This window comes from Rossellomorea marisflavi, assembly GCF_009806575.1.
Classification (GTDB): Bacteria; Bacillota; Bacilli; order Bacillales; family Bacillaceae_B; genus Rossellomorea; species Rossellomorea marisflavi_A.
This window is the reverse complement of the sequence record NZ_CP047095.1, coordinates 2,169,464-2,196,372: the sequence shown is the minus strand read 5'-3', so window position 1 is coordinate 2,196,372 and position 26,909 is coordinate 2,169,464. Positions and strand designations below refer to the sequence as shown.

Below are 26,909 nucleotides of genomic sequence, written 5' to 3'. Positions count from 1 at the left end.
CCTCCCTTCATAGGAAAATATTATTAAATTTTCTTAATATTATAATAATTAAAAAGGGAAGTGACAAGGTATTTCGTGAAAAAAAGGAATAAACTCCTAAAAATAGAGGTCGTCCCCACCTCCTTTTCACCTATGGACAGAGCATTACTATCTAAAAAGTAAAAAGGATTTTCTTTTTTAAGCATTTACATTAAAATAGAGACTATCACGTGACGGTTAGGAGGAAATCGTTTGGGACAGAGAAACTAAAAATTGGTGAGTTGGCCGAGTTGGCGAATGTAACAAAACGTACGATCGATCATTATACAAATATCGGGATCCTAAAAGTCGAACGTTCTCCTTCTAATTATCGCTATTATGATATTTCTTGTGTAAACATCATAAGAGAAGTCAATGATATGAAATCAAGCGGCATGTCTTTGGACATGATAAGGAAGAAAATGATTGAAAAAGATACCGAAGAAATCGACGTGCGGGCACTCAGATGGAAACTGAAAGACCTGAACACAGAAGTGACGGAGATTCTGAATCATAAAGAACTTCCGCAGGCAAAAAAAGATCTTTCAAAGGAAAGTCATACGCTGATCCAATCCCTCCTTCTGTTGTTAAACTAAATTTTTTATCGGGAGGTGAACGTCTTACACCTGTAAGACGATTCATTGGACATTGATTCATTATTATTAATTAAGTTAGCAGCAATTATCGTACTCATCGCCTTGACGGCCTTTTTCGTTGCAACGGAATTTGCAATTGTCAAGGTGCGTACTTCCAAGATCGACCAGCTGATCGCTGAAGGAAAGAAAGGTGCAGTCTCGGCTAAGAAGGTCGTTACACATCTTGATGAGTACCTGTCAGCATGTCAGCTTGGTATCACGGTGACGGCACTCGGCCTCGGTTGGCTTGGGGAACCTACGGTGGAAACCCTGTTACATCCGTTATTCGAGTACTTTCACTTGAACGCATCCCTTACTCACATCCTATCGTTCGGAATTGCGTTTGCACTTGTGACGTTCCTTCATGTAGTGGTTGGGGAACTCGCTCCAAAGACGATGGCGATTCAAAAAGCGGAAACCATTACAATGCTTTTCGCATCTCCGATTATCTGGTTTTACCGCATTATGTTCCCGTTCATTTGGTTCCTGAACGGATCAGCGCGATTCTTCGTCGGCCTTTTCGGCCTGAAGCCTGCGTCGGAGCATGAGCTGGCCCACTCGGAGGAAGAGCTTCGCATTCTTCTTTCTGAAAGCTATGAGAGCGGCGAGATCAACCAGTCCGAGCTAAAGTATGTGAATAACATCTTTGAATTTGATGAAAGACTTGCGAAGGAAATCATGGTCCCCCGTACAGAGATCATCTCCATTTCAAAGGATGCGACCATGGATGAAGTGATGGATGTCATTACGACCGAACACTATACCCGCTATCCTGTAGTCGACGGGGATAAGGATAATGTCCTCGGTTTTGTGAACGTAAAGGAGCTTCTGACCGCGTCCATCCAATCGGCTGACGGAATTGACAGCCTCGAGCCCTATGTGAATCCATTGATTCGCGTCATCGAAACCATACCGATCCATGATCTTCTCGTGAAGATGCAGAAAGAACGCGTCCACATCGCCATCCTCCTTGATGAGTACGGCGGGACGTCCGGTATGGTAACTGTTGAAGACATCATTGAAGAAATCGTAGGAGAAATCAGGGACGAATTTGATGACGATGAAGTACCGGAAATCAGGAAAGTAAAAGAAAATCACTACATCCTGGATGCCAAACTTCTAATTCAGGACGTGAATAACCTCCTTGGTACCGACCTCAGTGATGAGGAAGTGGACACCATCGGTGGATGGTTCCTTTCTGAAAACATCGATTCCAATGCAAGCAAGGAAATCGTCACTGAAGAAGGCTTCACCTTCAGGATCCATGATAATGACGGGCATCAGATACATTACCTTGAGGTTGAAAAAACAGTATAAAAAAGAAGGAGCAGGATACCTGCTCCTTCTTTTTTTAACTAGAGGATTGAGAGTGCAAACCATTGCTTGCTCAAGTGAAATTCTTAATGAATAACCTTACCACATCGGCTCCTCCGATGATCGTCCCCAAGGTACTTCCAAGGTTCGCCAATACAACAATCAGCAGGACCCTGGTCACCTTGTTGTTCCAAAACCCTTTCACGCTCAGGACATCCTCCGATAACGTATCAAAATCTTTTACACTTGGACGCTTAAAATATGCCTGCACAAAACCTGCGAACCACCCTGCTGCGAGGAGCGGATGCAAAGAGGTGATGGGTGCGGCAATAAAAGCTGTCAAAATGGCTAGCGGATGCCCCATCCCTATTAATACCCCAAGTGCTGAAAATCCGCCATTCCACAAGATCCAACTGATGGATTGGTCGAAGCCGGCCGAAGGGTTATTGATAAAGGTATAAACAATCAATGCGATGATGGCAAGCGGGATCATCCAACCGATGATCTTCGGTGCCTTAGATTTTGGAGGGCGCTCAGATAATCTTTTCAAGTCGTGCTCTTTATGGATTTCCTTGGTGATCCCAGGAACGTGAGCAGCTCCCAGGACTGCAACCACCTTTTCTCCAGGCGCTGTTCTGATCTTTTGGGCCAGGTACTGATCGCGTTCATCGATAAGGGGTGTCTTTAACTGCGGAAACACCTGAGTGAATTCATTGAGCATGGAGTCAAGCATATCCTTCGATTTGATCCTCTCCAGTTCTTCTTCTGTGATGCTTTCATCGCTGAAGATGCTGAAAATGATCTGGGTGAGCAGTTTTGCTTTACCGGTGAATCCGAGATTATTCCAGATCCGAGAAAACGTGACCTGAATGTTTCGATCGGCAAGTATCAGCTCTGCTCCCGTCTCTCTGGCAGACTCGATTCCCTGAATCATTTCCTGTCCTGGTTTGATTCCGAACTGCTTGGCCATCCGTTTTTGGAATGATCCAATGGCAAGATTCATAAGGAGCAGGGTTGCTTTTCTCTCTTTGATCACCTGGAAGATATCCGTCTGCTTCCATTTATCTCCTTCGACAATGGATTGATAACGCGGTTCATCCAGCTCAATGCACACTGTATCCGGCCTTTCCCGCTCAATAACCTGCTTCACCTGCTCGGCGCTTTGTCTGGAAACATGGGCCGTGCCGATGAGGATGAATTCTTTGTCTTCAATATGTATCCTGGTAATGTTCTGTTCTGATTCAATTGACATAGGGTACCTTCCTTTTCAAGCAATGGACATTCTCTATCATATGATAAACTAGTTTTGGCAAAATTTAAATAAAATCATCTTCTAGTTGTCTTCCTTCATTGACCCGCATGTCATTTGAAAACCCATTCTGTCTGCTTACCCGTTTTCATATCCTTTACCATGCATATCCGGTTTGAAACCTCCCTTTCTCCAATCACCGCTACAAACGGGATCCCTGCCTTATCGGCATAGTCCATGCTTTTTCTTACGGATCTTCCAGACATGTCCACTTCGACCCTGTTCCCCTCTTGCCTGAGAACCCGTGCCATCCGAAAGGATTCTTCCATTTCTTGGACCGGAATGATCAAGTAATCCACCCAAGGTTCGGGGTGGTTTCTTCCTTTTCCAAAAGGGCTGTCAAAATGACGTCCAAACCGAAGGAGATTCCTACAGTTGAATAGGATCCCTCCTCCTCCCCTTTCAATCCGGCAATGGCATTATTATAGCGACCGCCGCTTCCGATGCTCGACCGCAGGCCGCCGTCCTTCAGGAAGAGTTCATAGATGGTACCCGTATAAATGTCCAGTCCCCTGGCAAGGTATGGATTGAATTGGCACTGAGCTTTCAATCCCAAACCTTCAAGGATTTGCTCTAGCTCTTTCAGTTCCTCCAGCCCCTCAGAGATCAATGTGTTTTTTTCTATATAGGGTGAAAAGTACTCCAAGCAAGTGGGGGAATCCAAGATGAACTGCTTTGTTTCTTTTAATGCTACGACACTAAGTCCTTTTTTCTTCAGTTCCTCTTCACATGCTTCCAGGCCGATCTTCTCCAATTTATCCAGGACGAGGATCACTTCCCCACTTTTCTCAGGAGGGATGCCGAAGAATTCCAGCATGCCTGCAAGCAGCTTCCGGTTATTGTACTGGATGACCACTTCCATTTCCAAGCGGTCGAACGCATCCAGTGCCATCATGATAAGCTCTGCTTCCGCTGCACATGAATCGATACCTGTTACGTCTACATCACACTGAGTAAACTCCCTCATCCTGCCTTTTTTGATTGGCCCGTCTCTGAACACTTTACCGATTTCATAGCGTTTAAACGGCATTTTCAACGTTGGGTTCATGGCCACTACCTTCGCATAAGGGATGGTTAAGTCATAACGCAGGGCAAGATCGCGTTCTCCACGATCGCTCAGCATGTACATCTCTTTCAGGATTTCCGCCCCACCCCCATATTTGGAGGCCAACAGATCCGAATAATTGAGTATCGGCGTTTCTAACGGTTTGCAGCCGTATTGTATGAATACGTCTTCCAGTGTATTCCTCACCTTTCTTCGGATCCCTTCAGCTTCAGGCAAATAATCTGCTGTTCCTCTTACATTCTGATAATCCATCTTTCTCATTATGTCATCCTCCTTTTCAATTCAAAGGCCCCTTATCCAGAACACAAAAAACCGCAGCTGATCTAAGTAGAGACTAGAGTCAGATGCGGTTCATTAGGTAATAGCCTTCCTGATTTTAAAAACAACCAGCAAGGCTACTTGATATGATGATGGGATTGTGTCTGAATGAATAAATTCATAAGAAACACCTCGAATTTTCACAATAATAGCACAATGTGAATCATCAGGCAAGCTTTCATTTATATAGATTCGCAGGAATGATGCCTAGGCTGGTCCTGCCTTTCAACGTCCAGCTTTCTCAAAACACCCATGAGCTCAGGAAGTTGATCGATGATAGCATCTGCATGATCCGGAACGCTGTACCCATCACCCCTGAGCCAAATCGACATCATACCTGCCTCCTTGGCCCCCTTCACATCATTAATGGGATGATCGCCCACAAATGCGCATTCCTCAACCTTCACGCCCATTTTGTCGGCAATAGATTGAAAGATTCGTTTGTCCGGTTTACGCAGCCCTTCCGATTCTGAGATGAGGATTTCGTGAGCATATAAATGGATGGATAACGCCCTCAGGTTATCGGATTGAAACTGATGATATCCATTTGAGATGATCCCGATGAGTATCCCGCGTGCACGCAGTTCCTTCAACACTTCTTCCACTGGGCCCAAAGGGATGCAGTGATGGTGAAAATGGGTTAGATAATCAGACAGAAGCTCTTCTATGGTGCACCCCCTCAGGTCGAATTCCCAAATCAGGGTTTCATAAACGATATCCTTCCATACATAACCCCGATCATCCAACTCGATGAACCGATCCATGAAGAGGTCCTTTTTCATCTGATGAAACATACTCAGCCGTACGTATTGATCCTCCAGGAAGGAATGGAGAGATCCATCCCTGTCCAGAAGAGTGTTATCAAGGTCAAAACAAACCGCTTTGATCATTGTACAGACCTCCTATCCAGCATTTTGAACTTTTTTATGGCCTGTGAATACATTCCCGTTTGGAGTGTGTGGAAATCCCTCTTTGTCTACCATCAAGTACCTGCAAACCCCGAGACACGGAGTCATCTTTTTGCCGGGCAGCTGTCTGTTCAGGCTCTTTTGACGATCAGTATTCAATCCTTCGAGAACCGATCACACCTCTTTCAACGGCAAGTCAGCCTGACTTCTTCCGTCAAATCTTTACTCCCATCTAGATAAACGCTTACAATCTCCGTATCTCTATATCCGGTATCCATTTTGATTTGATTGATCCAGCGGCAAATCAGAAGCGGGATATCTGATCGTTTCCTCACATCAAATTCCCCGCCCTTTCTCATATGTATCCCATCAATGGATAGGACAAGATCCACCAGCACCTTCATTTTCCTGCACCTTCTTCGTCAGATGATGAAAGGCTTCCACGACGACGTCGGGTCGATCAAGATGTACCGCATGTCCTGATCCTTCCGCCACGATGAACCGGCTGCCTTCCGTCAGCCTTGTCTGTTCATACATCAGCTTTTCCCAAAGGGCTTCAAATATTCTTTTCTCCCACTCAGGGAGTCCATCTTCTTGCCGTATTATAGATTTTTTATCACGGGCAATGACCACTAAAGGGATTACAGGAAACCGAGGACCATTCTTAATTATCCATGCGTCCTCCTTCCACCATGTAACCTCCGAGTGCATGGCTGCATACATGAGTGGATTCCATTGGAAATCGCTGAGCTTTTCAAGCAACGGAGTGGGCAGACCAGAGTCCCAACCGAGGGGGATTACAACCTTAAGCTCTTCGCGAGTCTTCTCGCTATAGGATAGACAGGTTTCGAGCCAGGCAGCATCATTGTCTGCATCCATCACAGGGAGATCGAGATCGTCGAGTCGATGAAGGTTGACTGAGGTAGAATCCACCAGAAGAAGCGCTTTGATCTTCGAAGGGTACCATCGAGCAAAATGCTGTGCACACAGCCCTCCATATGAATGCCCGATGAGCATGATCGGTTCATGGATCCCTAGTAAAGGAAGCAGCTCATTCAGTTCTTCGGCAATGGCCCCCGTCCTTCGGGTATGATCCCCGATCTCACTCTTGCCAAGGCCAGGTCGATGAAATAGAATGACCCTGTGATTCCTTGAGAGAGCCTGCACCACTGGATGCCATTCCCAAATAGGCGAATTCATGCCAGTCAAGATGACCACGGGCGCACCTTCCCCCATTTCCCATACTTCCATAGCGGCACCCCGGACTTTTATGAAGCGAATCTGCTCGTTCATCCTGCTTTCTTCCTGACAAGGAGCTCAATGACGCCATGATAGTGGGGCTCGCCGTGTGTAAGATCCAAACGATAGGATTCTGTCATGATCAGAACGTCGAAATCTGTGAAATAGTCAAGGAGGGAACTCTTGGAGAAAAAATGGATGTACGTTTCATTCTTTTCTCTATAGAAAGTTCCTTCATCCACTTTTGCAGCCATCTTCTCATTCCTCGCATAGGCAGGATCCTCGCGACTGAAAGCTTGAATGTAGACCATTCCTTTCTTTACAAGACCGCTGATGGCCTTATGGAGGATTCGTTCGATTTCAAGCGGATGGAAGAAGTTCAGTACGTTGCTTAAGATAATCAGCGAATACGTTGAAGGAGGTACAGGGAAACGCGTTATGTCAGCGACAAGCGCTTCCATCTCCACCCCCGACTCAATGGCGATTTCCCCGCAGCGCTTGACGGCAGCTGAGGAATAATCGACACCGGTGACGGGATGTCCTTTTGCGGCGAAATAATACGCGTTCCTCCCCTCCCCCATTCCGAGATCTAAAATGGCGTCTCCTTCATTAAGGAGAGAGCTGTATTCAATAAGGGATCGATCAGGACGCTTTCCCCACAGGTTGTCCGTTTTTCGATATGCTTGTTCCCAACTGTTCATACCACCGTGCTCCTTCCGTCTAACTCTTCTTTCGGCGGTCGGCTTTCCATCGGAACCGGATCAAGGGTGATGGTGACGACCGTACCCCATCCGATTTTGCTTTTCACCTTCATTTGTCCGCTGTAATCAGCGATCAATTTAAAGCAGATGGTCAAACCGATCCCCGTGCCTTTTTCCTTATTGGTATAATAAGGCTCACCGATCCTGGACAGTCGTTCTCTCGCAATACCCCGACCATTATCGAGAATCCGAATCCTGGTCTTCCCGCTTTTTTCATCGATTTTAATCTTGATTTTACCCATTTTAGGAAGTGCTTCAAAACTATTCTTCAAAATATTGATGATCACCTGCTTGAAATGGGATTTCTCGAATCGGACCAGGTGTCCATGGTCAAGCGTATTGTGGATGCTGATGCTTTTATTTTGTTCCATGGCAATGGCTTCAAACAGAAGCTTGATGGTATTGACTTCATGCACGACGGATATGGAAGTGGAGCTATCACCGGTATCTTCCACTTGTGCTTCAGGTTTGGCGAGAAGCAATAATTCCTTCAAAACCTCATTGATGCGATCGATTTCTTCAAGGACGATATCTTCGTATCCATTTTCTTTCTGAACTTCTTTTGATAATTGAATAAATCCCCTGACCGTTGTCAATGGATTCCGTATCTCATGGGCGATGCTCGCTGCAAGTTCCCCGATGACTTTTGATTTTTCAGACGACAGCAACAAACGCTCATTTTCTTTTTGCTTTGAGAAGTCGATTCCGTAGAACAATGTGTGATATTCCTTCTCGGCTTGATCCAACTTTTGGAACCCCCACTGGATATAGTACGGCCTGCCTGTTTTATTAACGAATCTCTGTACGTCTTTACGTAAGGGGTTGATCGAGTAGGGAGGCTCTGCCAGTACGCTGAAATCTTTTCCCGTTAACTCGGTTTTGTCCACATCCCAGAGTTTTTCTGCGGAGTCATTAACCTTGATGATCTGATTTGATTGGTTCATGACGATCAAATAGTTCGGATTCAGATTCATGATGGCTTCCAAGAGCTCACTCTGTTTCGCCAGACGGGTGTTTGCCTGCTTTACACGCGCTGTCTGCATCTGAAAGAAACCGATGAATAAAAGGATGGCGACAAGAATGGAATTGAAACTTGAAAAGAATAAGGGGAATAACCCAAATCCACTTGTCACTCCATTCAAGAACACGAATAGTGCACCAATGATCAATTTTCCATAAAACAGCTTATAGATCGGGTCCTTCATCAAGATGGTGACCCTAAGAAGCAGGAAGGTGTGTATGAATACAAGGAAAATATTCAGGAGGAACGTCCAGTTCAGGGATCCATAGACCGGAAGCCAGTGGGTAGGGGAATATACCCTCCCCGGGGCTACCATATACGACGTGACTCCATATTCCGTGAAATTGATGATATAAACCAGAATACTGTATCCGATCATCACACTCAGGCTTGTTCGATTGATCCATTTCCTGTAGCGTCTCAACTCTTCATGTTCACTGACCAAATAGTAAATGAAATAATAGATGATCGGCATGATCAGTATCGGACCGACCCTGAAAATCCTGAATAAACGGTCAATCACCTGCTCTGACAGGAGCCCGTCTGCATAGAGGGACGCGATTTCAAGCTGCCATGCCCCGAGCAGGACCAGAAAGCAGGCAAGGGCAACGGAGACAGTGGATCTGGAGTAAATGATCAATGAAATCGAGATGATAAATGGTATGAATGCGATAGCGACTAACAGCATATACTCCATGCGTATCCTCCTCCACTAAAGGGTCATTGGATGTTTTCAAAGTTGTTTGTTTAATAGAATCTCGTCCCTAATGGGAATTCCGTTTTCAGCTATATATGGAATCGAAGGTTTATGAATTCTGGCTGTTTCCACAGCGTTGCATTTGAGGTCTATTAATTGGAAGCCCCTTCGCTGGTAAAACCCGAGAGCGTTGAGATTATCATTTGTCGTAATGACGGAAAGGGAAAGACATCCATTGATGACGGCTTCCTCTTCCACCCTTCTTAGAAGGAATGAACCGATGCCGACTCCTTCCCGCAAGCTGTCCAATGAAATGATTTCACACTCTTGATTTCCGTACACAAACGTAATAAGTCCCAGGATCTTGTTGTCTTCTAAACAAGCAAATCCGTCTAGGTTGACACAATCATGGATGCCTGTAGAGATGACCATCTCTGTACCTCCCCAATGCCTAAGGAAGAATCCGACTCGTTCTTTGACCTCTATCTCCTTAACAGGTACTACATTCAAGGCACTCACCCCCGTTTTTTCCATCCGTATAGTGCTCTCTTATAACTTACCATAAATATCCTTAAAATCATGGCTTATTTCATCTTTTTTTGACAAAATGTGTGTTTCATCCCCTATATTATGCATTTTTTTCACCTGTATGGCCCATTCGTCTCATTCCTTTGCAACACCTTCTTCTCAATGCATGATAAAAAGCCCTCCATATAGATGGAGGGCCATGCAGTGTACTGGTCAAATGGGTTCCGCAAGGCTTCCGATGTAGTGAGATTGCGGCCTGAATATCGTATTATCTTCGGATTGCTCGAGTACATGGGCCGTCCAGCCGACAGCCCTAGCAGCTGTAAATGTTGGGGTGAAGAGGTGATCAGGAAGATTGATGGCCCTCATGATCGATGCAGCGTAATACTCCACATTCGTATAAAGACCCCTGCCCGGTTTCAGTTCTTCAAGGAGTTTGACAGCGATCTCTTCAATCGCAATGGCGAGATCAAGCTCCTTATTTTCCCCGCGGAATTCAAGTAGTTTGCCTTTAAGGGCTGTCGCTCGGGGATCACGCGTCTTGTAGATCCTGTGACCAAACCCCATCAGTTTTTCCCCTTGGGAAATCTTCTCCCTGATTACGTTCTCTCCGTTTTCTTCCCTCCCTATTTCCTCCAGGAGAGCGATTACGCCTGTCGGTGCCCCTCCATGAAGAGGCCCTTTCATCGTTCCTATCGCTGAAATGACGGATGAAATCAGATCGGATTCAGTAGATGCCGTGACTCTTGCAGAAAAGGTCGAAGCGTTCATCCCGTGCTCCATGGTCAGTATCATATAGGTTTCGAGGGCTTGGGAAACAGCGCGATCGGGCTCGGCTCCTGTAAGCATATACAGATAGTTTGAAACATGCCCCAGTTCTTCATGAGGCTCGATAAAATCCAACTCCTTGAGATGACGTTCTCTGTATGCGATGATGGTCGGGATGAGTGCCGTAATCCGTACTGCTTGATTCAGGGTAGGCTTCCACCCATATTCGGATCCCCCTTCAGCTGACAAGACGGTCCTCAGCACGCTCATGCGATCCATGTTTTCAGGAAGACGTGTAAGGACATCCAGCATAGCTTCGGAGAGCGTTCGGTTGTTTTTCAACTCCTCCACCATATGTTCGCCTTCTTCTTTGGAAGGGAGTCTACCATACCAGAGAAGAAACGCTGCTTGTTCAAATGAACATTTTCCCGTAAGAGTCCGTACATCATGTCCTCTATATATAAGAATACCCTTCTCTCCATCAATATGGCTGATGGCCGTTTGAGCGGCTACGATTCCTTTCAATCCCGGTTGATACATGCTCTTCACTCCTCACTGGTTATTAATCTCAGTGTATAGTAGAGTATTAATTAAGAACATTATATTTATTTGAATGGATCAATTACTTTTTTTAATCAAGGAGTGATTCAGTTGGAGTTGAACTGGCTACGGACGTTCATCGCAGCTTCTCAGACACGCAATTTCAGAAAGGCATCTGAACAATTGTATATATCTCAGCCATCCGTATCGGTCCATATCAAGCAGCTGGAAAAAGAGCTGGGTGTGGCCCTTTTTGAACGGAGCAACAAGAAGGTGGCATTGACCGAAGCAGGTCGATACTTTGTGGGGGAAGCTAAAGAGATGGTGAGGGTTCATGAAGATGGATTGAAGAAAATGCGATCCTTCATGCAAGGGTATACCGCTGCATTGAAGATTGCCATCTCTCCCTTGATAGCCGATACCATCCTGCCTGCCGTATTGAAACGATTCATGAACGAATATCCTTACGTTGAAGTGGACGTGAAGATCATCGAGTCCAGTGATATTGAACGTGCCGTCATGAATGAAGAAGTTGATATCGGGCTATCCTGTCTTCCCTCCCTTCATAAAGAGGTAGGAAGTGAAAAACTCTACTCGGACAGGGTCATGCTCGTCGCGCCGCATGATGGGAGAGATTTTGAATCCGCCCTTCCCCTCGATGAAGAAGAAGTTCTCCACCATGCCAGGATCCTCACCCATAACCACCCAGGTTATTGGGAGGAACTGTGCGAGATCCTGAAACATTTTTACCCCAACTCCAAGATGATGAAGGTTTCACAAATCCACATCACTAAACGATTCATTGCCGAGGGGCTTGGCGTATCGTTTCTGCCTTCTTCCACAGTCAGAAGGGAACTCCTTGAAGGGAGACTGATGGAAATTCCAGTCCGTTCGTTTGAACTACCGGAAGCAAATGCATACTCCCTATGGAAATATCCACATGAAACCCAGCAGCAATTCCTTCAATTCTTGTCCCGCTTCCATTATTAACGTGCTCGTCTTCCCATGTCTCCTTCATGTGACAGTTATACTGACATCACCCTCGCAACCTCTCGATTCATTCCATGTCACATGTATCTCGAATGTACCTTTTTTCAAGAGGTAAGGGAATCGCCTCCTGATGGAAGCCTGCATAGGGAGCCCTGGAACGTCGGAGAGGGCAATCCACGTGGGAATTCCCTCCGCCGGGTTTTTCAAGAGTTCTCCGGAAAACTCAGTCGTAAGATAATTAAAGATGATATACCTTTCCATTCTTTCAGGGTTGACATACTCATAAATCCCTTTGTATTGTAGGTTCTTTACTTCAAGACCGGTCTCTTCCTTCACCTCGCGGATTGCGGCTGCGGTAAAGGATTCAGGAAACTCTACTTTGCCACCCGGAGGGATAAAACCTGTAAAATCATCGTGCTGCCGGTCGATCATCAAGACCCGATCTCCGTCCTTGATTAAGCATAGCGTCCAAAACTTTGTATGTATGATGGTCAACGGTCTCCTTCCACTATTTCCCTTATCACAGAATGACCCTTCGACCTTGCTTCATCCAGCCATTCCCAGTCCTCCTTCAGTTCAATTCTCCCATCATCCAGAAGAGTCGGAGTGGATCGACATATCCCCCCACGGATGGCTCCATCCACATTCACATGATTATAGCGGAAATCAAGACATCCATCATCGCCAACCAATCCGATAAGGAAGCCTTTTTGTATTTCCCCACCTTCATACGAACCAGTCAGAAGGTCTCCTTCCTGCTGGTATGTGAAAATGGTCCGTGTCGAGACCTCCCCGTTTTCAGAGTTTTCTACTGCAGTAAATGTTCGATTATGATAGTTGATCAACAATCTATTCCTCCTTCGACATGATTTTCACAGTATAACAACGATTGAGTGATTATTCAATATTGTCTGATAATAAATGGAGGACTGATTGAAAACTTGAGATAAAAAGAGGTTGAGGCAAAACAAAAAGGTGCCATTGAATGACGAACACTGGTAGCCCGGGCCTCCTCGGCAAGGCGGCGGGGTCTCCTCTAAGCTACTCTACCCGCAGGAGCTATTCCTGTGGGGAAAGTATGGACCTATTGCACAAAAAAAGATCCTCCTTTATGATGCAGGTGCGAAGCCACACACAAAAAGGAGGATCTTTAACATGCATGATAATCGAAATGAACGCATTAATCAAATTTCTGAGGACACATTGGTGATTGGCGTCGACATCGCCAAGTGTGTACATTATGCCTGCGCAGTGGATGAACGAGGTAGGGAGGTCAAGAAAAGCTTCTCATTCCGTCAGTCCAGACAAGGCTTTGAAACCTTTTACGCTACCATCCTAAAGGTGATGGAATCTCATCAAAAGAAGAATGTAGTCGTTGGATTTGAACCTACCGGTCATTACTGGATGAATTTATCCTCGTACCTTACGGATCGGGGCATTCGCTTTGTTCTCGTCAACCCTCTCCATGTGAAGCAAACCAAAGAATTGGATGACAACCTACAGAGTAAAAACGATCCGAAAGACGCTCGTGTCATTGCCAAGATGATACCGCAAGGCTATTACAGTATTCCTCGTGACATGACTCCTATTGAAGCAGAGTTGCGTCATGGTTCGGCATTTAGGGCTCGTCTGAAAAAACAAGGAGCGTCGACTCAAAACCGGATCAAGCGATGGATTGATCTATACTTCCCTGAGTTTATTTCGGTTTATAAGTCCATTGGAATGAACGCCTCCACTGTTCTTTCTTCTTATCCTCTTCCGGAAGACCTTGTGAGAGAAGATCCTGAGAAGCTCTTGGAGAACCTCAAGAACCTGGGAGGTAAGCATTTCTCGGTTAAAAACCTTACTAAGCTTCTTGATGTCGCGGCCACATCTATTGGCTATCAGGAGAGTCCTGAAATGGCACGGGCAGAAATCCAAATTCTATTGACACAGATGAAGCTGCTTGAAGAACAACTGGTAAGCATAGAAAAGCAGTTAGTGACGTTGGCGAAACAGATGACAGATTTCGATCTGTTCCTTTCGGTCCCTGGTATTGGAGAAAACACCGTAGTAGAGATCCTTTCAGAAATAGGAGCCTTTTCACACTATAAGAGTCCACGCCAAATCCTAAAATTAGCGGGTCTTACGTTAGTCACCAATTCCTCGGGAAAAAAAGAAGGGAACAAGCGATTGTCTAAACGCGGGCGGAAACGGCTACGCTCCTTGATATATAAGGCGATTTTCCCGATTTTACACGCCATACCAGCGTTTCGGTCCCTGTACGATTACTATAGTGAACATCGCGAACACCCCGTCGCTAAGAAAGAAGCGTTGTTAATCCTATGTCGGAAATTGATTCAAGTCCTTCATGGTTTAAGCAAAAGGGGCGAAACATTCAATGAAGAGCGTATGGTAGCTGATATCTCCTTCTTTGGTAATCAAGAAGCTGCGTAACATCTACGCTCGCTTAATTAAAACAACCTAGACACTGAGAAGCCGGCACACACAAGACTTTCGACGATCATCTTAGATCAGTCCATGCAGGAGCATAAGCTGGCCTCTGCGTTAAGGCGAGACCCAACGAAGGAATGTGAGCACATAGATGCCAGGAGATATGGGAGGGTGAGTCCCCTTAACAAGCAGAGATCAAAGGTGCCCATAAGAATTAAAAAGGGGGGATTTATCCAATCTCCTGACGCAACGCGTAGGCTCGATCCCCTTTATTTTGAATAAATGATAAATGAAGGAATGAAGAAAATCCGAAAGGATATTCAAAAAAATTTTTCACCTAAGAAAAGTGTTGGGAACACCCGTCATAATAACTTTTTCCGAGGGAGTCTTCGTCCTGCATTCCTATCAACCGCAAGAAACAAGAAAAACGGAATATTCATGAAACAAATTAAAAACCCGAATTCAATTGCCTGATCGTAGGCAACTGGATTCGGGTTTCGCTATGACTAAAACATTTTTGTCCCGGTCTCGCTTCATATCTATATACATTAATCATCAGCGGCCAAGATAATGCCTGATGTCTTCCTTTGCCATCTGGACTGCTTCATCAAATGTGTTTACATTATTTGATGCCCATGAATTGTATAATTTAATCAAATCGGTGCGATTATACACCTGTCCACCAAATTCCTCATAGAAATAGATCAACAGTACGTTTACGACTTCTTTTGGAAGCAGGTTTCGCTTTTCAATCCCTTTGAGTGAGATGATTTCAAGCCCCCTGAGGTCCTCTTTTAAGATTGACCGAGTCATCTCAAATGGATCTGCGCGATAACAGAGATCAATCTCTTCTGTGCTTAAATTTTGCAGTTGCATGGCCCCCTGCCCCTTTCTCTACCTATCCTGATTATATCAGATAGATGGGTAACGGTTCCAACTATAATGTGCAGTTGTAACTTAATTGTAAACGTTTGTTCACCCTTTGTTCATCAAACTCAACGACCTTTTCAGTCAAGGTTTACTTTTTTAGTCTTGCCTTTAATTCTTCCAATTCCTCCAGAGAAAGAGAAGGCAAAAGATGCTGAATTTCCTTTTCCAATACCTTTTTGTTTTTCTCCCGGTACTGCTGCCACCACTCCCGGAGTCCGTTCGTATGCTCCATGAGGTACTCGAGATCGATTTCTTCTACTTCATCGTCGGACAAATAGTGCAGGGTGGAAGCGAGCAGCCTCTCGAGGTTCTTATATTCCTTTTCCATATTCTCACTCTTTGATGTCATGAACGCATGCCTCCTTAATTGTAGTATAGCCCGCAAGATTCCGTTCCACACAAAAAAACGGCCAGGCTCACATAGGTGAGCCCGGCCCGAGATATTACTTCTTCTTGAATCGCTTCATCCACCTGTATGCAAAATAGAGCAGTACCAGTGCGATGAGTGCGTAGGCGACGTAAGAATACACGTCCATGTATTGAACGATCCTGTCCCATGAATCTCCAACAGCCGATCCCACCCATACAAGGACAGTATTCCAAATTAATGTACCGATTAGCGTGAAGAGAAGGAAGTACATAAATTTCATCTTCGCAACGCCTGCAGGAATCGAAATGAGGCTTCGGATCAACGGCACCATCCGCCCAAGCAGGACGACACGATACCCATAATGGTCAAACCATCGATCGGCTTTCTTTATATCATCTGGTTTGACCCTGAGGATATGGCCCCATCTATCAACAATCCGTTCAAGTTTGTCGGCTGAGAGTAACACCCCGATCCCGTAAAGGATGATGGCCCCCACGACAGACCCTGCCGTTGAAGCGAGAATGACCCCCGGAATCGTCATACTGCTCGTTGTGGTCATGAATCCTCCGAACGTCAGGATGATCTCAGAAGGGATGGGTGGGAAGATATTTTCAAGTGCCACCAATAAAAAGATCCCAAGGTAACCGTATTGCTCCATGCTTTCAATAATCCATTTTTCCATGATTCCCTCCAAAGATGGTAGATTCGATTGTTTAGAGAAATGTCACATCCAGATCGCTCTCTCTGTATGTACAGCTGGTATAATGAATAGTGTTCAATGAATAGTGACACATATTTTAACAGATTAAGAGGTCTTTCAATGTTTTTTCGTATAGTCTGTATGGCACCTGATCTTGACGGATGAAGGAATAGATGGATATCCCATTCTCCAGTGACAAAATGGCCCAGGCAAGTTCTTCCGGCGTCAGCTCTTTAGAAGGATGTACACTCCCAAGAAGCTTTTCGATTCCTGAAGCAATCTGATCGACTGAGGCCTGGATGAGGTCAGACCACTTTTCCTTTACGGATGGATCCCTCATGGCGTAAAGTAGGAACTCTATGTTTAGCAAACAGGACGATTGTTCGAGGAATTTGCGTTGTTCATAGTAGTGATTCATGGCTGTCACAAAGTCTTCAATGGACTCTTGTTGATTTAGGATCGATTCAATGTCGTGGACATATCCCTCCATCTGCTGCTGAAGGAGTATGAGGAATAGGTTTTCCTTAGAATCAAAATGGGCATAAAATGCACCTTTGCTGTATCCTGCTTTTTCAGAGATCTTATCAATGGAAGCCCCGTGGAAGCCCATTTGTGCAAATAATTCCACTGCTGCGCCCAGAAGTGCTTGCCGTGTCTCGTTCCTTCTTTCCTCTTGCGTCATTCTTCTGTTCATGATGTCCTCCTGATTTCTTGACAGTTTACGAATATACTATTAATATACCATATAGTATATATATTCTTTTCGGTATGTGCAAACCGAATTACTATCTTCATAGAATCCAGCTAAGCGAGATGATAATAATGAAAACTCAAGAGCACGTTTTACCAACGAAACGCGCATATAGTGAGGTCTTGACCCAAACCATCAAGACCGGCATCATCAAATCCAACCTGATTCCAATGGTCGCCGGATTGACACTGGCACTCTACATGTTCGATTTGAATCTGGTTGAGAACCTGCCCAATATCATTCTGGCCGTCCTCGGATCTGCCCTTGTGATCGGTGCTGCCGGTGCTTTCAATAATCTCTATGACCGGGATATCGATAGCCTCATGGAGCGGACGAAGAGCCGTCCGACCGTCACAGGTGATATCCAGCCGATGACCGTTTTGTGGATCGCCATCAGCATGGCCCTGGTAGGGTTGCTCCTTTTGGCACTCACGACACCGATGGCCGCTTTATTCGGTTTACTCGGTCTTTTCTTCTACGTCGTTCCCTATACGATGTGGAGCAAGAGACGGACGATCTATAATACGGAGATTGGAAGTATATCCGGTGCGATGCCCGTCCTCATCGGGTGGACGGCCGTCCATTCTTCCATCGATCATCCGGCCATTATCAGCCTTTTCGTCATTAGTATGATTTGGCAGATGCCGCATTTCTATGCCATTGCCATCAGGAAGCATGATGATTATAAAGCAGCTAACGTACCAATGCTGCCAGTGGTGAAAGGATTCAAGCGCACTGTCATTCAAACCAATGTGTATCTTGTGGTGTTGGCATTGGCCAGTCTCCTTCTTATGCCGGTGAGCATCACCCTTATGACGATCGGCCTTGTACTCAGTGCAGGATGGCTCGTTTTGAGCATCTACGGAAGACGTAAAATGGAACAGCGGCAGTGGGCAAATACAATGTTCTTCTATTCTTTACTTCACATGACACTGCTATTCTCCGCTGTCATTGTATTTTCCCTGCTGGGCATCATATTTTAAACGGTAAAGACCTGGACCAAGTCCAGGTCTTTTATTTATGGATCCTTAAATCCTATTTATAAGTCAAAAAGCCCGGAATCCTGCATACTTACAGGATTCCGGGCTTTATTTTCACTTAAACGAAGAAACTGATAAGGAATACAACACCGAATCCTACAAATCCGATGATCGTTTCCATCACGGTCCATGTTTGTAAGGTCTGCTTCTCAGTCAATCCGAAGAAACGATTGACGAGCCAGAAGCCTGAATCATTGACGTGGGAGAATACAGTCGCTCCGCTCGCGATGGATATGACAAGTAATCCAAGCATCGGCTGGGACACTTCCACCATTCCAAGGATCGGGGACATCAAGCCGGCTGCCGTGATCATCGCGACGGTGGCGGAGCCCTGTGCCACGCGGACGAATGCTGAAATAATAAATGCTACGACGACAAGCGGCAGATTGGAAGTTGCCATCATTTCACCCAGTACATCCCCTACACCACTATTGATCAAGGTTTGTTTGAACACTCCCCCTGCACCGGTGATGAGGATGATGATCCCTGCAGGTTCCAGGGATTTGGTTGCGATATTCTGAATATCATCCTTGGAATAACCTCTTTTCGTCCCAAGGAAGTAAAACGTCAACAACGTTGAGATCGTCAGAGCGATGAACGGATGACCAACAAACGTAAGAATCGATCTCGCGGTGTTCCCTTCTGGTAAAACCAGTCCCGTCACTGTATTGAGAAGGATCAGGAACAATGGAATCATGATCAGGATGAAAATCATACCGAAGCTTGGTAAATCCTTTTCATTCTTAAACTTTTGGAGCTCTTCCTGATCGATGAAATCCGGTACTTTCACATCGATTTTATTCCCGATGTACCGGCCGAATACAGGTCCTGCCAAAATCATGGCCGGAATACCTGCGAGACATCCGAATAGGATGACCCATCCCAGATCTGCATTGAGGATGGACGCAACTGAAATCGGTCCAGGTGTAGGAGGGACAAAACTGTGCGTCACGGCAAGTCCCGCCAGCAATGGAATTCCGAAATAGAGCGTCGATTTTTTTGCTTTCTGGGCAAGACTATAAACAATCGGGATCAAAATAACCAGTGCAACATCCAAAAATACAGGAATGGCTACAATGAACCCGGTCAAACCGAGTGCCCACTGGACTTTGTTATCCCCGAATTTATTCACCAGGGTAATCGCCAGGCGTTCTGCTCCACCGGAAACCCTGAGCATTTCACCGAACATGGCACCAAGGCCGACGACGACAGCGATGAACCCCAACGTTCCTCCCATCCCCTGTTCGATGGAGGCAATGACCTCCTGCATCTCCATACCGGATAAGAGTCCGATGAATAAGCTCGAGATGAGAAGGGCGACAAATGCCTGAAGCTTTGATTTCATAACTAAGAATAATAGCAGTGCAATTCCTAATACGGTTATAAGAATCAACATTGTTCCTGAATCCATGTGAATCCCTCCCTTTTGTCAGTTAACCTTTTCCTTTACCACTCGGCAATGGAGCCATCCTTGTGTCTCCAGATTGGATTATGCCAATCATGTCCCTCGGCCGCCATCTTCCTTACCACCTCTTCGTTCACTTCAATGCCCAGCCCCGGGCCTTGAGGGATCTCAACAAATCCATTTTCATAACGGAATACGTCCTTATCGACGATATAATCCAACAGATCGCTTCCGACGTTATAATGGATACCCAGGCTCTGCTCCTGGATGACGGCATTATGGGAAGTCGCATCCACCTGTAGACAGGCTGCAAGGGCAATCGGGCCCAAAGGACAATGGGGTGCTACAGCTACATCAAAGGCTTCTGCCATGGAAATGATTTTCTTGCACTCCGTTATCCCCCAGCGTGGGAAAGATCCGGTTGAATGATATCTACATATCCATCCGTCAACAACGGCTTGAATTGCCATCTGGAGAACATTCTCTCTCCTGTGGCGATGGGAATATTCGTATGAGCAGCAATCTCTCGGAGCGCCTCATTGTTTTCAGGCAGGACTGGCTCCTCGATGAACATCGGGCGGAACTGTTCAAGTTCTTTGGCCAGTATCTTGGCCATCGGTTTATGTACTCGTCCGTGGAAATCGATCCCGATGCCCACGTACGGTCCCACGCTTTCCCTGATGGCCGCCACCCTCTCAAGAACCTGATCGATCTTCTGATGGGAATCGATGTATTGAAGCTCCTCGGTACCATTCATCTTGATTGCTTCAAATCCCCGATCCACTACTTCTTTAGCCGCTTTTCCAACATCACTCGGGCGGTCTCCCCCGATCCATGAATACACTTTGATCGAATCACGACAGGCTCCTCCGAGTAATTGATGGACGGGTGTTCCGTAAAACTTCCCTTTTATATCCCACAGCGCCTGATCTATGCCCGCAATGGCACTCATCAAAATGGGTCCACCACGATAAAATCCCGATCGGTACATCATGTTCCAATGGTCCTCGATGCGGGCAGGATCCTTTCCGATCAGCGTCTGCATGAGTTCTTCGACAGCAGCTTTGACGGTTGCTGCCTTTCCTTCGATCACCGGCTCACCCCAGCCTGTGATTCCTTCGTCTGTTTCGATCTTAAGGAACAACCATCTTGGTGGTACTTGGAATAACTCATATCCTGTTATCTTCATGTTCTTACCCCTCTCATCATGGCCAGTTCCCTGAACCGTTTGGCCTTCATTTCAATTTCGTCTAAGAATGCGTCATCCACACATTCTGTTTTATGCACAAGTGAACTCCCGAGCCCTACACCGACAGCCCCAGCTTCCAAGAACGTTACTGCATTTTCTACCGTTACACCACCGGTCGGAAGGAGGCGGACTTGAGGAAGCGGGCCCTGCATATCTTTGATGAATGATGGTCCGAGGGCCGTTGCAGGAAACACCTTTACGATATCTGCCCCTTCTTCAAAAGCCGTCAAGATTTCAGAAGGCGTATACGCCCCGGGGATACTGACTACCCCGTACCGTTTCGCAGTCCGGATCGTTTCGACCTTCAAGGTGGGAGATAAAATGAATTTCGCCCCTGCTTCGATTGCTCCCTGTGCTGCGGCACCATCCAGAACGGTACCGGCCCCGACGGTAATTCCAGGCTCATTACACAATTCCCTGATGGTTTGGAGAGCATCGGGTGAATTCAACGTCACCTCTAAAAGGGTGACGCCTCCTTTTTTCAAGGCACGGGCAATCTTGACAGCGTCTTCCGTGTGGTAACCCCTGATGATGGCGATCCCTTTTCCTTCAAGGATTTTGTTAAGCGTTTTCATTTTCATCAGCCTTCCTTCTCATCTTTCAATGTCTTCCTTGTCTCTGTTTAGAAATGATTCCAAGCGCCGCTCATCCGGTAGACCTTCATAATCACCACTGACCATGGTGACCATGGCACCGACGGCGCAGCCCCTTTTTACGGCTTCCTTTGTTTTCAGCCCTTCGATCAGCCCTGACAAGAACCCCGCAGCGAATCCGTCCCCCGCTCCCACGGGATCGACCACGCTGGATACCGGGAATGGGTCGACTTGAACGGTCTCGCTTCCCGGTTTAGCATAGGCAGCCCCCTTTGCACCCTTTTTGATAACAACCAAGCGGGTCTGCTTGCTTTCGAATAATCGATGGGCAACTTCATCTGTATCTTGCGTCCCGAAGAGGAACATTCCTTCGGTGCCACCGATAAGGACGATATCAGATAGCTCACATAACGCTGTCAAAGTGGACCTTGCTTCCTCTTCACTCCACAGCTTCCTCCTGATATTCGGATCGAATACCACGCTTACTCCTGAATCCCTGGCTATTTTGATCGCTTCAAAAATTGTGTGTTTACACGTTTCGCTCAGTGCCGGGGTGATTCCTGTAAGATAAAGATACTTGGCCGAGCGTATGAAGGATGCAGGTAAATCGGCGGGCTCCATATGGGAAGCGGCAGATCCTGCGCGGAAGTATTGGACCCTGACCTCTCCGCTCCCGATGATTTCTTTAAAAAAGATTCCTGAATTGTGCATTTCATCTTTTTTTACATGAGTCGTATCGACTCCTTCACCCCGCACCGTGGCAACAATCCGCTCGCCGATTTCATCGTTTCCGACCGCACTGATCCATCCTGTCCTATGGCCCAGACGGCACAGTCCGATGAGTGTATTCGTTTCGGCCCCTGCCACTTTCGGCTTCAATGATTCAGCATGTCGCAATAATCCATTATGTGCTGGGGTCAATGATAACAGTGTTTCTCCTATAGCGACGACATCCATGGTTCCTATCCCTCCTTTCTTATCGAATGAATCCGATTTTTTGTGAGATTGCATGTGAGGTACTCAGTAAATCCCTGATGACATCATTGCCCTGGACGGTCATCCTTTCTTTTGGGCCAGCCACACTGATGGCTGCGATCACATCTCCCCTTGCACCATAAATCGGGGCAGCCACACAATAGAGGCCTTCTTCATTTTCTTCATCATCAATACTGTATCCCTGTTTCTTGAACGATTCCAACTGAGACAGGAGCTCCCGTCGGTTCGTCACGGTTTTTGGCGTAATCTGCTGCAGGGTCATCCCGTCCAATAGACGTTCCCTTTCCTCTTCCGGCATGAAAGCGAGAAAAGCTTTTCCGAGCCCCGTACAGTACAGGGGTTTGACATGGCCTGGTTCAGCTGTCGTCCGGATGGAACGATTGCTCAGGATCTTCGCTATGTAAACGAGCTCATTTCCGGAAAGCACAGACATGAATACGGTTTCATTCATGCGCTCCATCAATCCATTCAGATACGGGAGGGATACTTGATGAATGTCCAGACTTTCCATTGCTACAGTTCCCAGATTGATCAGTTTTGCTCCCAAGCGATATTTTTTCATCTCATCCTGATACAGGTATCCTTCTTGGGTAAGGGTCTTGATGAGATTAAATGTGCTGCTCTGAGGGAGCCCGAGCTTGAGACTAACCTCATTGATCGTTAAACCACGGGGGAAGTGCGATAGGATTTCTAAAATATCCAACGCCCTCTTTGCTGACTTTACAGACATACCTACCACCTCTTAATCACATATGTGATTTATAATTCTATTTGTGATTTTAATTGCCTTAACCGTAACATCAGAAAACGCTTCCGTCAATGAATAATTCTGAAAATATCCAATGTTTACACTATCAGCGTGACTTTTTTTGAAACAACTAATTCAGCGTCCCTTGCCATATCATGAATATTCTGTTATCATCAATTCAATCTAAAAGCGATGATGAGACGAGTAGGTAGGATAAAACTGTAAAGAGACCCCCGGCAGCTGAAAAGGGGGCTGTGGAATCCTATTGAAAAAAACCTCTGAGCTCCACAAGGAATTGAGTTCTCAAGGATGATGTGGCGGAATCCCCCGTTAAAAGGATAAGGTATCGCATAAAGCCGTACCTGATAAGGCCGGACAGGTGACTGTAACGGTAAACTGAGGTGGTACCGCGGATGGAAGCTTCCGCCCTCAAGATTTCGATCTTGGGGGTGGGAGTTTTTTTGTTGGAAGCTAGATCATAGAAAAAGGAGGATTTTCATCATGCACTGGGCTTTTGAAATAGCCGAAAGAATCGTTCTTACCGATCCTGATCTTGAAACTTACACGCTGGCATCCGGTATCAGTCCTTCAGGCACGGTTCATATGGGGAATTTCAGGGAGGTAGCAACGACTCATTTTGTGGCGAAAGCGTTGAAGAATATGGGGAAAAACGTCCGCTTCATCTTTTCATGGGATGATTATGACCGGTTAAGGAAGATCCCCTCCAATATTGATGCGGGATTTTCCGAACACATAGGAAAACCATATTCCGAAGTGCCTAATCCATTTGGACAGGGAACATGGGCCTCTCATTTCGAGAAGGAATTTGAAACATCACTCGAAATGTTCAATATACATCCTGAGTTTATTTATCAGCATAAGGAGTATACGTCTGGGAGATACCTTCCCTCTATCGAACTTGCATTGAAAAAGCGGAAGGAAATTTACGACATTCTTATGGAGTTCAAGACGAATGAATCATCGGAGGATGAGCGCGATGCCTTTTACCCTGCGACGGTTTATTGCAAAGTGTGCAGAAAGGATGACGTCCATATCGACTCATTTTCGGAAGAAGCTTTGACACTTACGTATCACTGCAGATGCGGAGTGAACGAAACTGAAAGACTCGATTCAGTTTTCCTTAAATTGAATTGGAAAGTGGATTGGGCCATGAGGTGGGCTGTTGAAGGGGTGAAGTTTGAGCCTGGAGGAAGGGATCATTCCTCCGAGAACGGCAGCTATACGGTATCAAAAGCGATTGCCGCCAGGATCTTTGATTACAAGGCGCCCCTCTATACCGCATACGAGTTCATCAGTCAGAAGGGATCTCATAAGAAAATGTCCAGTTCCTCGGGACAGGTCCTAAAGACTGAGGATCTATTGGACGTCTATCGTCCGGAAGTGGTTCTGTTCCTGTTCGCCCGTCACCGGCCGGAATCTGCTTTTCATATAGGGTTGGATGATGATGTGATCAAGAACCACTCCGAGTTTGAGAGAGTTCTCTCCGCCTATCAGGATGGGTCGCTGAATGATCCTGTCATGGAGCAAGTAATGGACCTTATCGCCTCCGATATTACGAGTCCAAAGGTCTCATTCAATCAAATCGCTGGCCTGCTCCCGTTGATTTCCTTCCGTACCGATCTGCTTGGTTCCATATTGAGCGATCAGGGAATCACGGTCCAATCTGGAGAGCTTGAGGAAATCAGCGCACGGGTCAAGCATTGGATTCAAAAATGGAACCCAGAGAAGGAACTCAAGGTAAATGGCAGCAAGCAGGTAGATTACTTCCTCTCGCTTCCTGATGATGCCAAAAGGCAAGTTCAACGATTCCGAGCCTCCATCGCTGCAGGAGCTGATCCGATGAATTCTGTTTATGAAATCTGTCGTCAGGAAGACAAAAAGAAAATGAAATCCGAACAAAAAGCTTTATTCCAATCGATCTACATGCTCGTCCTTGGAAAGAAAAGCGGCCCCAGACTGCCCCTTCTCCTTTCGGCTGTGGGAAAAGACCGCTTCATGGCATTGCTTGCATTTTGAACGTACAAAAAGACTGCAGGAGCACCTGCAGTCTTTTGTTACGAACGAAGGGAAACATACACTCTTTTAAGACCAAATGGACCGGAGTGCAGAAACCTTCCATTCTTTCAATACGACATTTCCCGTTAATGCCCTACATTCAAATTCTAAGCTTTCACCCTCCGGGAAGATCAGACTGGTCATCGCCAGTCTACCGTCTGTACTAAAGATCTCAATCGATGAGGTATCGATATATAGATGGAAACCGGCTTCTCCATCTCCTGCATATTCTGCCATTTGAACCGCTGGAAATGATGTTGAAAATGAATGGACTCCCGAACGGCGCCTGTCTAGTGTAAGGATTCCTTCACTAACGCGACAGGTTAAGAGTGACACTTCTTCCCTTCCATGCCGGATCGTGAGGGACCAAACCGAATTTGTATCTGCCTCCGTTTCAAAATGGAGATGAGCAAGATTTGTCTGCATTCGTTCTTGATAAGTTTCACCTTCATTTAATAAAAGAGGAGTTTTAGCAGCCGTTCCGTCTTCTGAGAGGTCCGCCAATTCACGCACTGGACGCTGAATGAGTCGATAGCCCGAAGGCGAGTTCTTCAAGCCAATCTCCCTTGGCAGCGTCATGGCACTCCTCCACCGATCGGTGGGGACATCATTTGCATAGCGCCAATTGCTCATCCATCCGATATAGATCCTTCTGCCATCCTGCAGATCAGACCAACTCACCCCTGCATAGTTATCCCTGCCATGATCCAGCCATAAAATGAGATCTGCGGGGTTCTCATTGGTAAAAGTCCCTCCATCAAAATCCCCAATAAAATACTGGGTCCTGGAACCTTCAATGTAATCAGGATGATCCCCTATGCTTACGAGCATGACCCATCTCTTCTCCCCATCACATTGAAGAGGGAATAAATCAGGGCATTCCCACACCCCTTCATGTGACCCTTCTTCATGACCGAATGTACTCGCATACGTCCATATCAGCAGATCAGGAGAATGATAGATGGTAATGGATTGCCCGGTTGCCAGGACCATCACCCATTTTCCGGATTCATCATGCCAGAAAACTTTTGGATCCCGATAATCCTGCAGTGATACATTCTCCAGAACCGGATTTCCTTCGTACTTGCTCCAAGTCCGTCCGTTATCAACACTATAGGCCACGCTTTGCCGCTGCCTGATCTTACCCGACACAGGATCGGTGTCATGATTTGTATAGATAGCCACCAGCCCAGGCTTTCCTTCTTGGAAGAATCCTGTGGAATTATGCCAATCCACCACAGCACTTCCAGAAAAGATCGTCCCGAGTTCGTCAGGATAAAGAGCGATGGGGAGTTCTTCCCAATGAACCAGGTCCTTACTGACTGCGTGTCCCCAGTGCATCGGCCCCCATGTGTTTCCATCGGGATGATGTTGGAAGAACAAGTGATACTCTCCTTCGAAATACACCAATCCATTTGGATCATTCATCCACTGTTCTCCAGGCGAAAAGTGGAATTGAGGACGGAATTTTTCCGTGTACATTTCCTTTTCAGTCTGATTCCTCAT

Annotated in this window: 27 protein-coding genes, 1 pseudogene and 1 other annotated feature; of the genes and pseudogenes, 6 read left to right on the top strand and 22 right to left on the bottom strand. The window is 46.1% G+C overall.

Going from position 1 to position 26,909, the window contains the following annotated elements:
* Window positions 1-260 precede the first annotated feature (260 nt).
* Both D5E69_RS11385 and D5E69_RS11380 read left to right on the top strand, forming a co-directional pair.
* Window positions 261-614: a MerR family transcriptional regulator gene (locus D5E69_RS11385; protein ID WP_048003864.1), complete on the top strand. Its 354-nt coding sequence runs from the start codon at window positions 261-263 to the stop codon at window positions 612-614.
* 51 nt (window positions 615-665) lie between these two features.
* Window positions 666-1,970, top strand: coding sequence for a hemolysin family protein (locus D5E69_RS11380; RefSeq protein ID WP_082139183.1), 1,305 nt, complete (start codon window positions 666-668; stop codon window positions 1,968-1,970).
* 70 nt (window positions 1,971-2,040) lie between these two features.
* Here the strand turns inward: D5E69_RS11380 and D5E69_RS11375 are convergent, their stop codons facing one another.
* From D5E69_RS11375 to D5E69_RS11335, 10 genes are all read right to left on the bottom strand, one after another.
* The gene (locus D5E69_RS11375; protein WP_048003604.1) at window positions 2,041-3,219 is read right to left on the bottom strand and encodes a TraB/GumN family protein; all 1,179 of its coding nucleotides are present in this window, start codon (window positions 3,217-3,219) and stop codon (window positions 2,041-2,043) included.
* Window positions 3,220-3,329: 110 nt separating this feature from the next.
* Complete coding sequence (locus D5E69_RS23970; protein ID WP_347566737.1) at window positions 3,330-3,575, bottom strand: His/Gly/Thr/Pro-type tRNA ligase C-terminal domain-containing protein; 246 nt, start codon at window positions 3,573-3,575, stop codon at window positions 3,330-3,332.
* On the bottom strand, window positions 3,563-4,603 hold the full coding sequence (hisS, locus tag D5E69_RS11370; protein WP_347566736.1) for a histidine--tRNA ligase: 1,041 nt from the start codon (window positions 4,601-4,603) through the stop codon (window positions 3,563-3,565). The genes D5E69_RS23970 and hisS overlap by 13 nt, the downstream gene beginning before the upstream one ends.
* Window positions 4,604-4,842: 239 nt before the next feature.
* The gene (locus D5E69_RS11365; RefSeq protein WP_159129666.1) at window positions 4,843-5,550 is read right to left on the bottom strand and encodes an HAD family hydrolase; all 708 of its coding nucleotides are present in this window, start codon (window positions 5,548-5,550) and stop codon (window positions 4,843-4,845) included.
* Window positions 5,551-5,753: 203 nt separating this feature from the next.
* On the bottom strand, window positions 5,754-5,972 hold the full coding sequence (locus D5E69_RS11360) for a hypothetical protein (RefSeq protein WP_159129665.1): 219 nt from the start codon (window positions 5,970-5,972) through the stop codon (window positions 5,754-5,756).
* Entirely contained in the window at window positions 5,938-6,861 is a 924-nt protein-coding gene (locus D5E69_RS11355) for an alpha/beta fold hydrolase (RefSeq protein ID WP_159129664.1), read from the bottom strand. Before D5E69_RS11355 ends, D5E69_RS11360 begins: the two co-directional genes overlap by 35 nt.
* Complete coding sequence (locus tag D5E69_RS11350; protein ID WP_159129663.1) at window positions 6,858-7,508, bottom strand: class I SAM-dependent methyltransferase; 651 nt, start codon at window positions 7,506-7,508, stop codon at window positions 6,858-6,860. The genes D5E69_RS11355 and D5E69_RS11350 overlap by 4 nt, the downstream gene beginning before the upstream one ends.
* Window positions 7,505-9,286, bottom strand: a complete 1,782-nt coding sequence (locus D5E69_RS11345) for an ATP-binding protein (RefSeq protein WP_053071924.1) — start codon at window positions 9,284-9,286, stop codon at window positions 7,505-7,507. The genes D5E69_RS11350 and D5E69_RS11345 overlap by 4 nt, the downstream gene beginning before the upstream one ends.
* Window positions 9,287-9,322: 36 nt before the next feature.
* Window positions 9,323-9,796 carry a GNAT family N-acetyltransferase gene (locus tag D5E69_RS11340; protein ID WP_048003860.1) on the bottom strand — a complete coding sequence of 158 codons (474 nt, stop codon included), beginning with the start codon at window positions 9,794-9,796 and terminating at the stop codon, window positions 9,323-9,325.
* Between the two features lie 231 nt (window positions 9,797-10,027).
* Complete coding sequence (locus D5E69_RS11335; RefSeq protein ID WP_159129662.1) at window positions 10,028-11,122, bottom strand: citrate synthase/methylcitrate synthase; 1,095 nt, start codon at window positions 11,120-11,122, stop codon at window positions 10,028-10,030.
* Window positions 11,123-11,233: 111 nt separating this feature from the next.
* Here D5E69_RS11335 and D5E69_RS11330 point away from each other — a divergent pair, with 111 nt between their 5' ends.
* Entirely contained in the window at window positions 11,234-12,112 is an 879-nt protein-coding gene (locus tag D5E69_RS11330) for a LysR family transcriptional regulator (protein ID WP_048003599.1), read from the top strand.
* Window positions 12,113-12,136: 24 nt separating this feature from the next.
* On the opposite strand, the gene D5E69_RS11325 is transcribed toward D5E69_RS11330, so the two are convergent.
* Both D5E69_RS11325 and D5E69_RS11320 read right to left on the bottom strand, forming a co-directional pair.
* Window positions 12,137-12,607 (bottom strand): 8-oxo-dGTP diphosphatase, encoded by a 471-nt coding sequence (locus tag D5E69_RS11325; protein WP_187427050.1) that lies wholly within the window; start codon window positions 12,605-12,607, stop codon window positions 12,137-12,139.
* Window positions 12,604-12,957: an avidin-fold protein gene (locus D5E69_RS11320; protein ID WP_187427049.1), complete on the bottom strand. Its 354-nt coding sequence runs from the start codon at window positions 12,955-12,957 to the stop codon at window positions 12,604-12,606. Before D5E69_RS11320 ends, D5E69_RS11325 begins: the two co-directional genes overlap by 4 nt.
* A gap of 310 nt (window positions 12,958-13,267) precedes the next feature.
* Between D5E69_RS11320 and D5E69_RS11315 the strand changes: the two genes are divergently transcribed.
* On the top strand, window positions 13,268-14,548 hold the full coding sequence (locus D5E69_RS11315; RefSeq protein ID WP_159129661.1) for an IS110 family RNA-guided transposase: 1,281 nt from the start codon (window positions 13,268-13,270) through the stop codon (window positions 14,546-14,548).
* 552 nt (window positions 14,549-15,100) lie between these two features.
* Here the strand turns inward: D5E69_RS11315 and D5E69_RS11310 are convergent.
* The 4 genes from D5E69_RS11310 to D5E69_RS11295 form a co-directional block, all read right to left on the bottom strand.
* The gene (locus tag D5E69_RS11310; RefSeq protein ID WP_156489339.1) at window positions 15,101-15,358 is read right to left on the bottom strand and encodes a hypothetical protein; all 258 of its coding nucleotides are present in this window, start codon (window positions 15,356-15,358) and stop codon (window positions 15,101-15,103) included.
* 205 nt (window positions 15,359-15,563) lie between these two features.
* A complete protein-coding gene (locus D5E69_RS11305) occupies window positions 15,564-15,824 on the bottom strand; it encodes a hypothetical protein (protein ID WP_048003598.1) in 261 nt (86 codons plus the stop codon).
* Window positions 15,825-15,918: 94 nt separating this feature from the next.
* Complete coding sequence (locus D5E69_RS11300) at window positions 15,919-16,527, bottom strand: DedA family protein (RefSeq protein WP_063191511.1); 609 nt, start codon at window positions 16,525-16,527, stop codon at window positions 15,919-15,921.
* Window positions 16,528-16,642: 115 nt separating this feature from the next.
* Window positions 16,643-17,239: a TetR/AcrR family transcriptional regulator gene (locus D5E69_RS11295; RefSeq protein ID WP_048003596.1), complete on the bottom strand. Its 597-nt coding sequence runs from the start codon at window positions 17,237-17,239 to the stop codon at window positions 16,643-16,645.
* A 128-nt stretch (window positions 17,240-17,367) separates the two neighbouring features.
* Here D5E69_RS11295 and cyoE point away from each other — a divergent pair, with 128 nt between their 5' ends.
* A complete protein-coding gene (gene cyoE, locus D5E69_RS11290) occupies window positions 17,368-18,279 on the top strand; it encodes a heme o synthase (protein WP_048003595.1) in 912 nt (303 codons plus the stop codon).
* Between the two features lie 115 nt (window positions 18,280-18,394).
* Here cyoE and D5E69_RS11285 read toward each other — a convergent pair whose 3' ends face one another.
* The 5 genes and pseudogenes from D5E69_RS11285 to D5E69_RS11265 form a co-directional block, all read right to left on the bottom strand.
* Window positions 18,395-19,747, bottom strand: a complete 1,353-nt coding sequence (locus D5E69_RS11285; RefSeq protein ID WP_048016293.1) for a GntP family permease — start codon at window positions 19,745-19,747, stop codon at window positions 18,395-18,397.
* A 35-nt stretch (window positions 19,748-19,782) separates the two neighbouring features.
* Window positions 19,783-20,930, bottom strand: a pseudogene (gene dgoD / locus D5E69_RS11280) (galactonate dehydratase).
* Window positions 20,927-21,565 (bottom strand): bifunctional 4-hydroxy-2-oxoglutarate aldolase/2-dehydro-3-deoxy-phosphogluconate aldolase, encoded by a 639-nt coding sequence (locus D5E69_RS11275; RefSeq protein WP_159130350.1) that lies wholly within the window; start codon window positions 21,563-21,565, stop codon window positions 20,927-20,929. The pseudogene dgoD and the gene D5E69_RS11275 overlap by 4 nt, the downstream one beginning before the upstream one ends.
* Before the next feature lie 18 nt (window positions 21,566-21,583).
* On the bottom strand, window positions 21,584-22,540 hold the full coding sequence (locus D5E69_RS11270; RefSeq protein ID WP_048003592.1) for a sugar kinase: 957 nt from the start codon (window positions 22,538-22,540) through the stop codon (window positions 21,584-21,586).
* 19 nt (window positions 22,541-22,559) lie between these two features.
* Window positions 22,560-23,309, bottom strand: a complete 750-nt coding sequence (locus D5E69_RS11265) for an IclR family transcriptional regulator (RefSeq protein WP_048012733.1) — start codon at window positions 23,307-23,309, stop codon at window positions 22,560-22,562.
* Between the two features lie 201 nt (window positions 23,310-23,510).
* Window positions 23,511-23,761: a binding site (T-box leader), on the top strand.
* A gap of 67 nt (window positions 23,762-23,828) precedes the next feature.
* Here D5E69_RS11265 and lysS point away from each other — a divergent pair.
* On the top strand, window positions 23,829-25,364 hold the full coding sequence (gene lysS / locus D5E69_RS11260) for a lysine--tRNA ligase (RefSeq protein WP_048016295.1): 1,536 nt from the start codon (window positions 23,829-23,831) through the stop codon (window positions 25,362-25,364).
* 66 nt (window positions 25,365-25,430) lie between these two features.
* Here the strand turns inward: lysS and D5E69_RS11255 are convergent, their stop codons facing one another.
* On the bottom strand, window positions 25,431-26,909 hold the full coding sequence (locus D5E69_RS11255; RefSeq protein WP_048016296.1) for a glycoside hydrolase family 32 protein: 1,479 nt from the start codon (window positions 26,907-26,909) through the stop codon (window positions 25,431-25,433).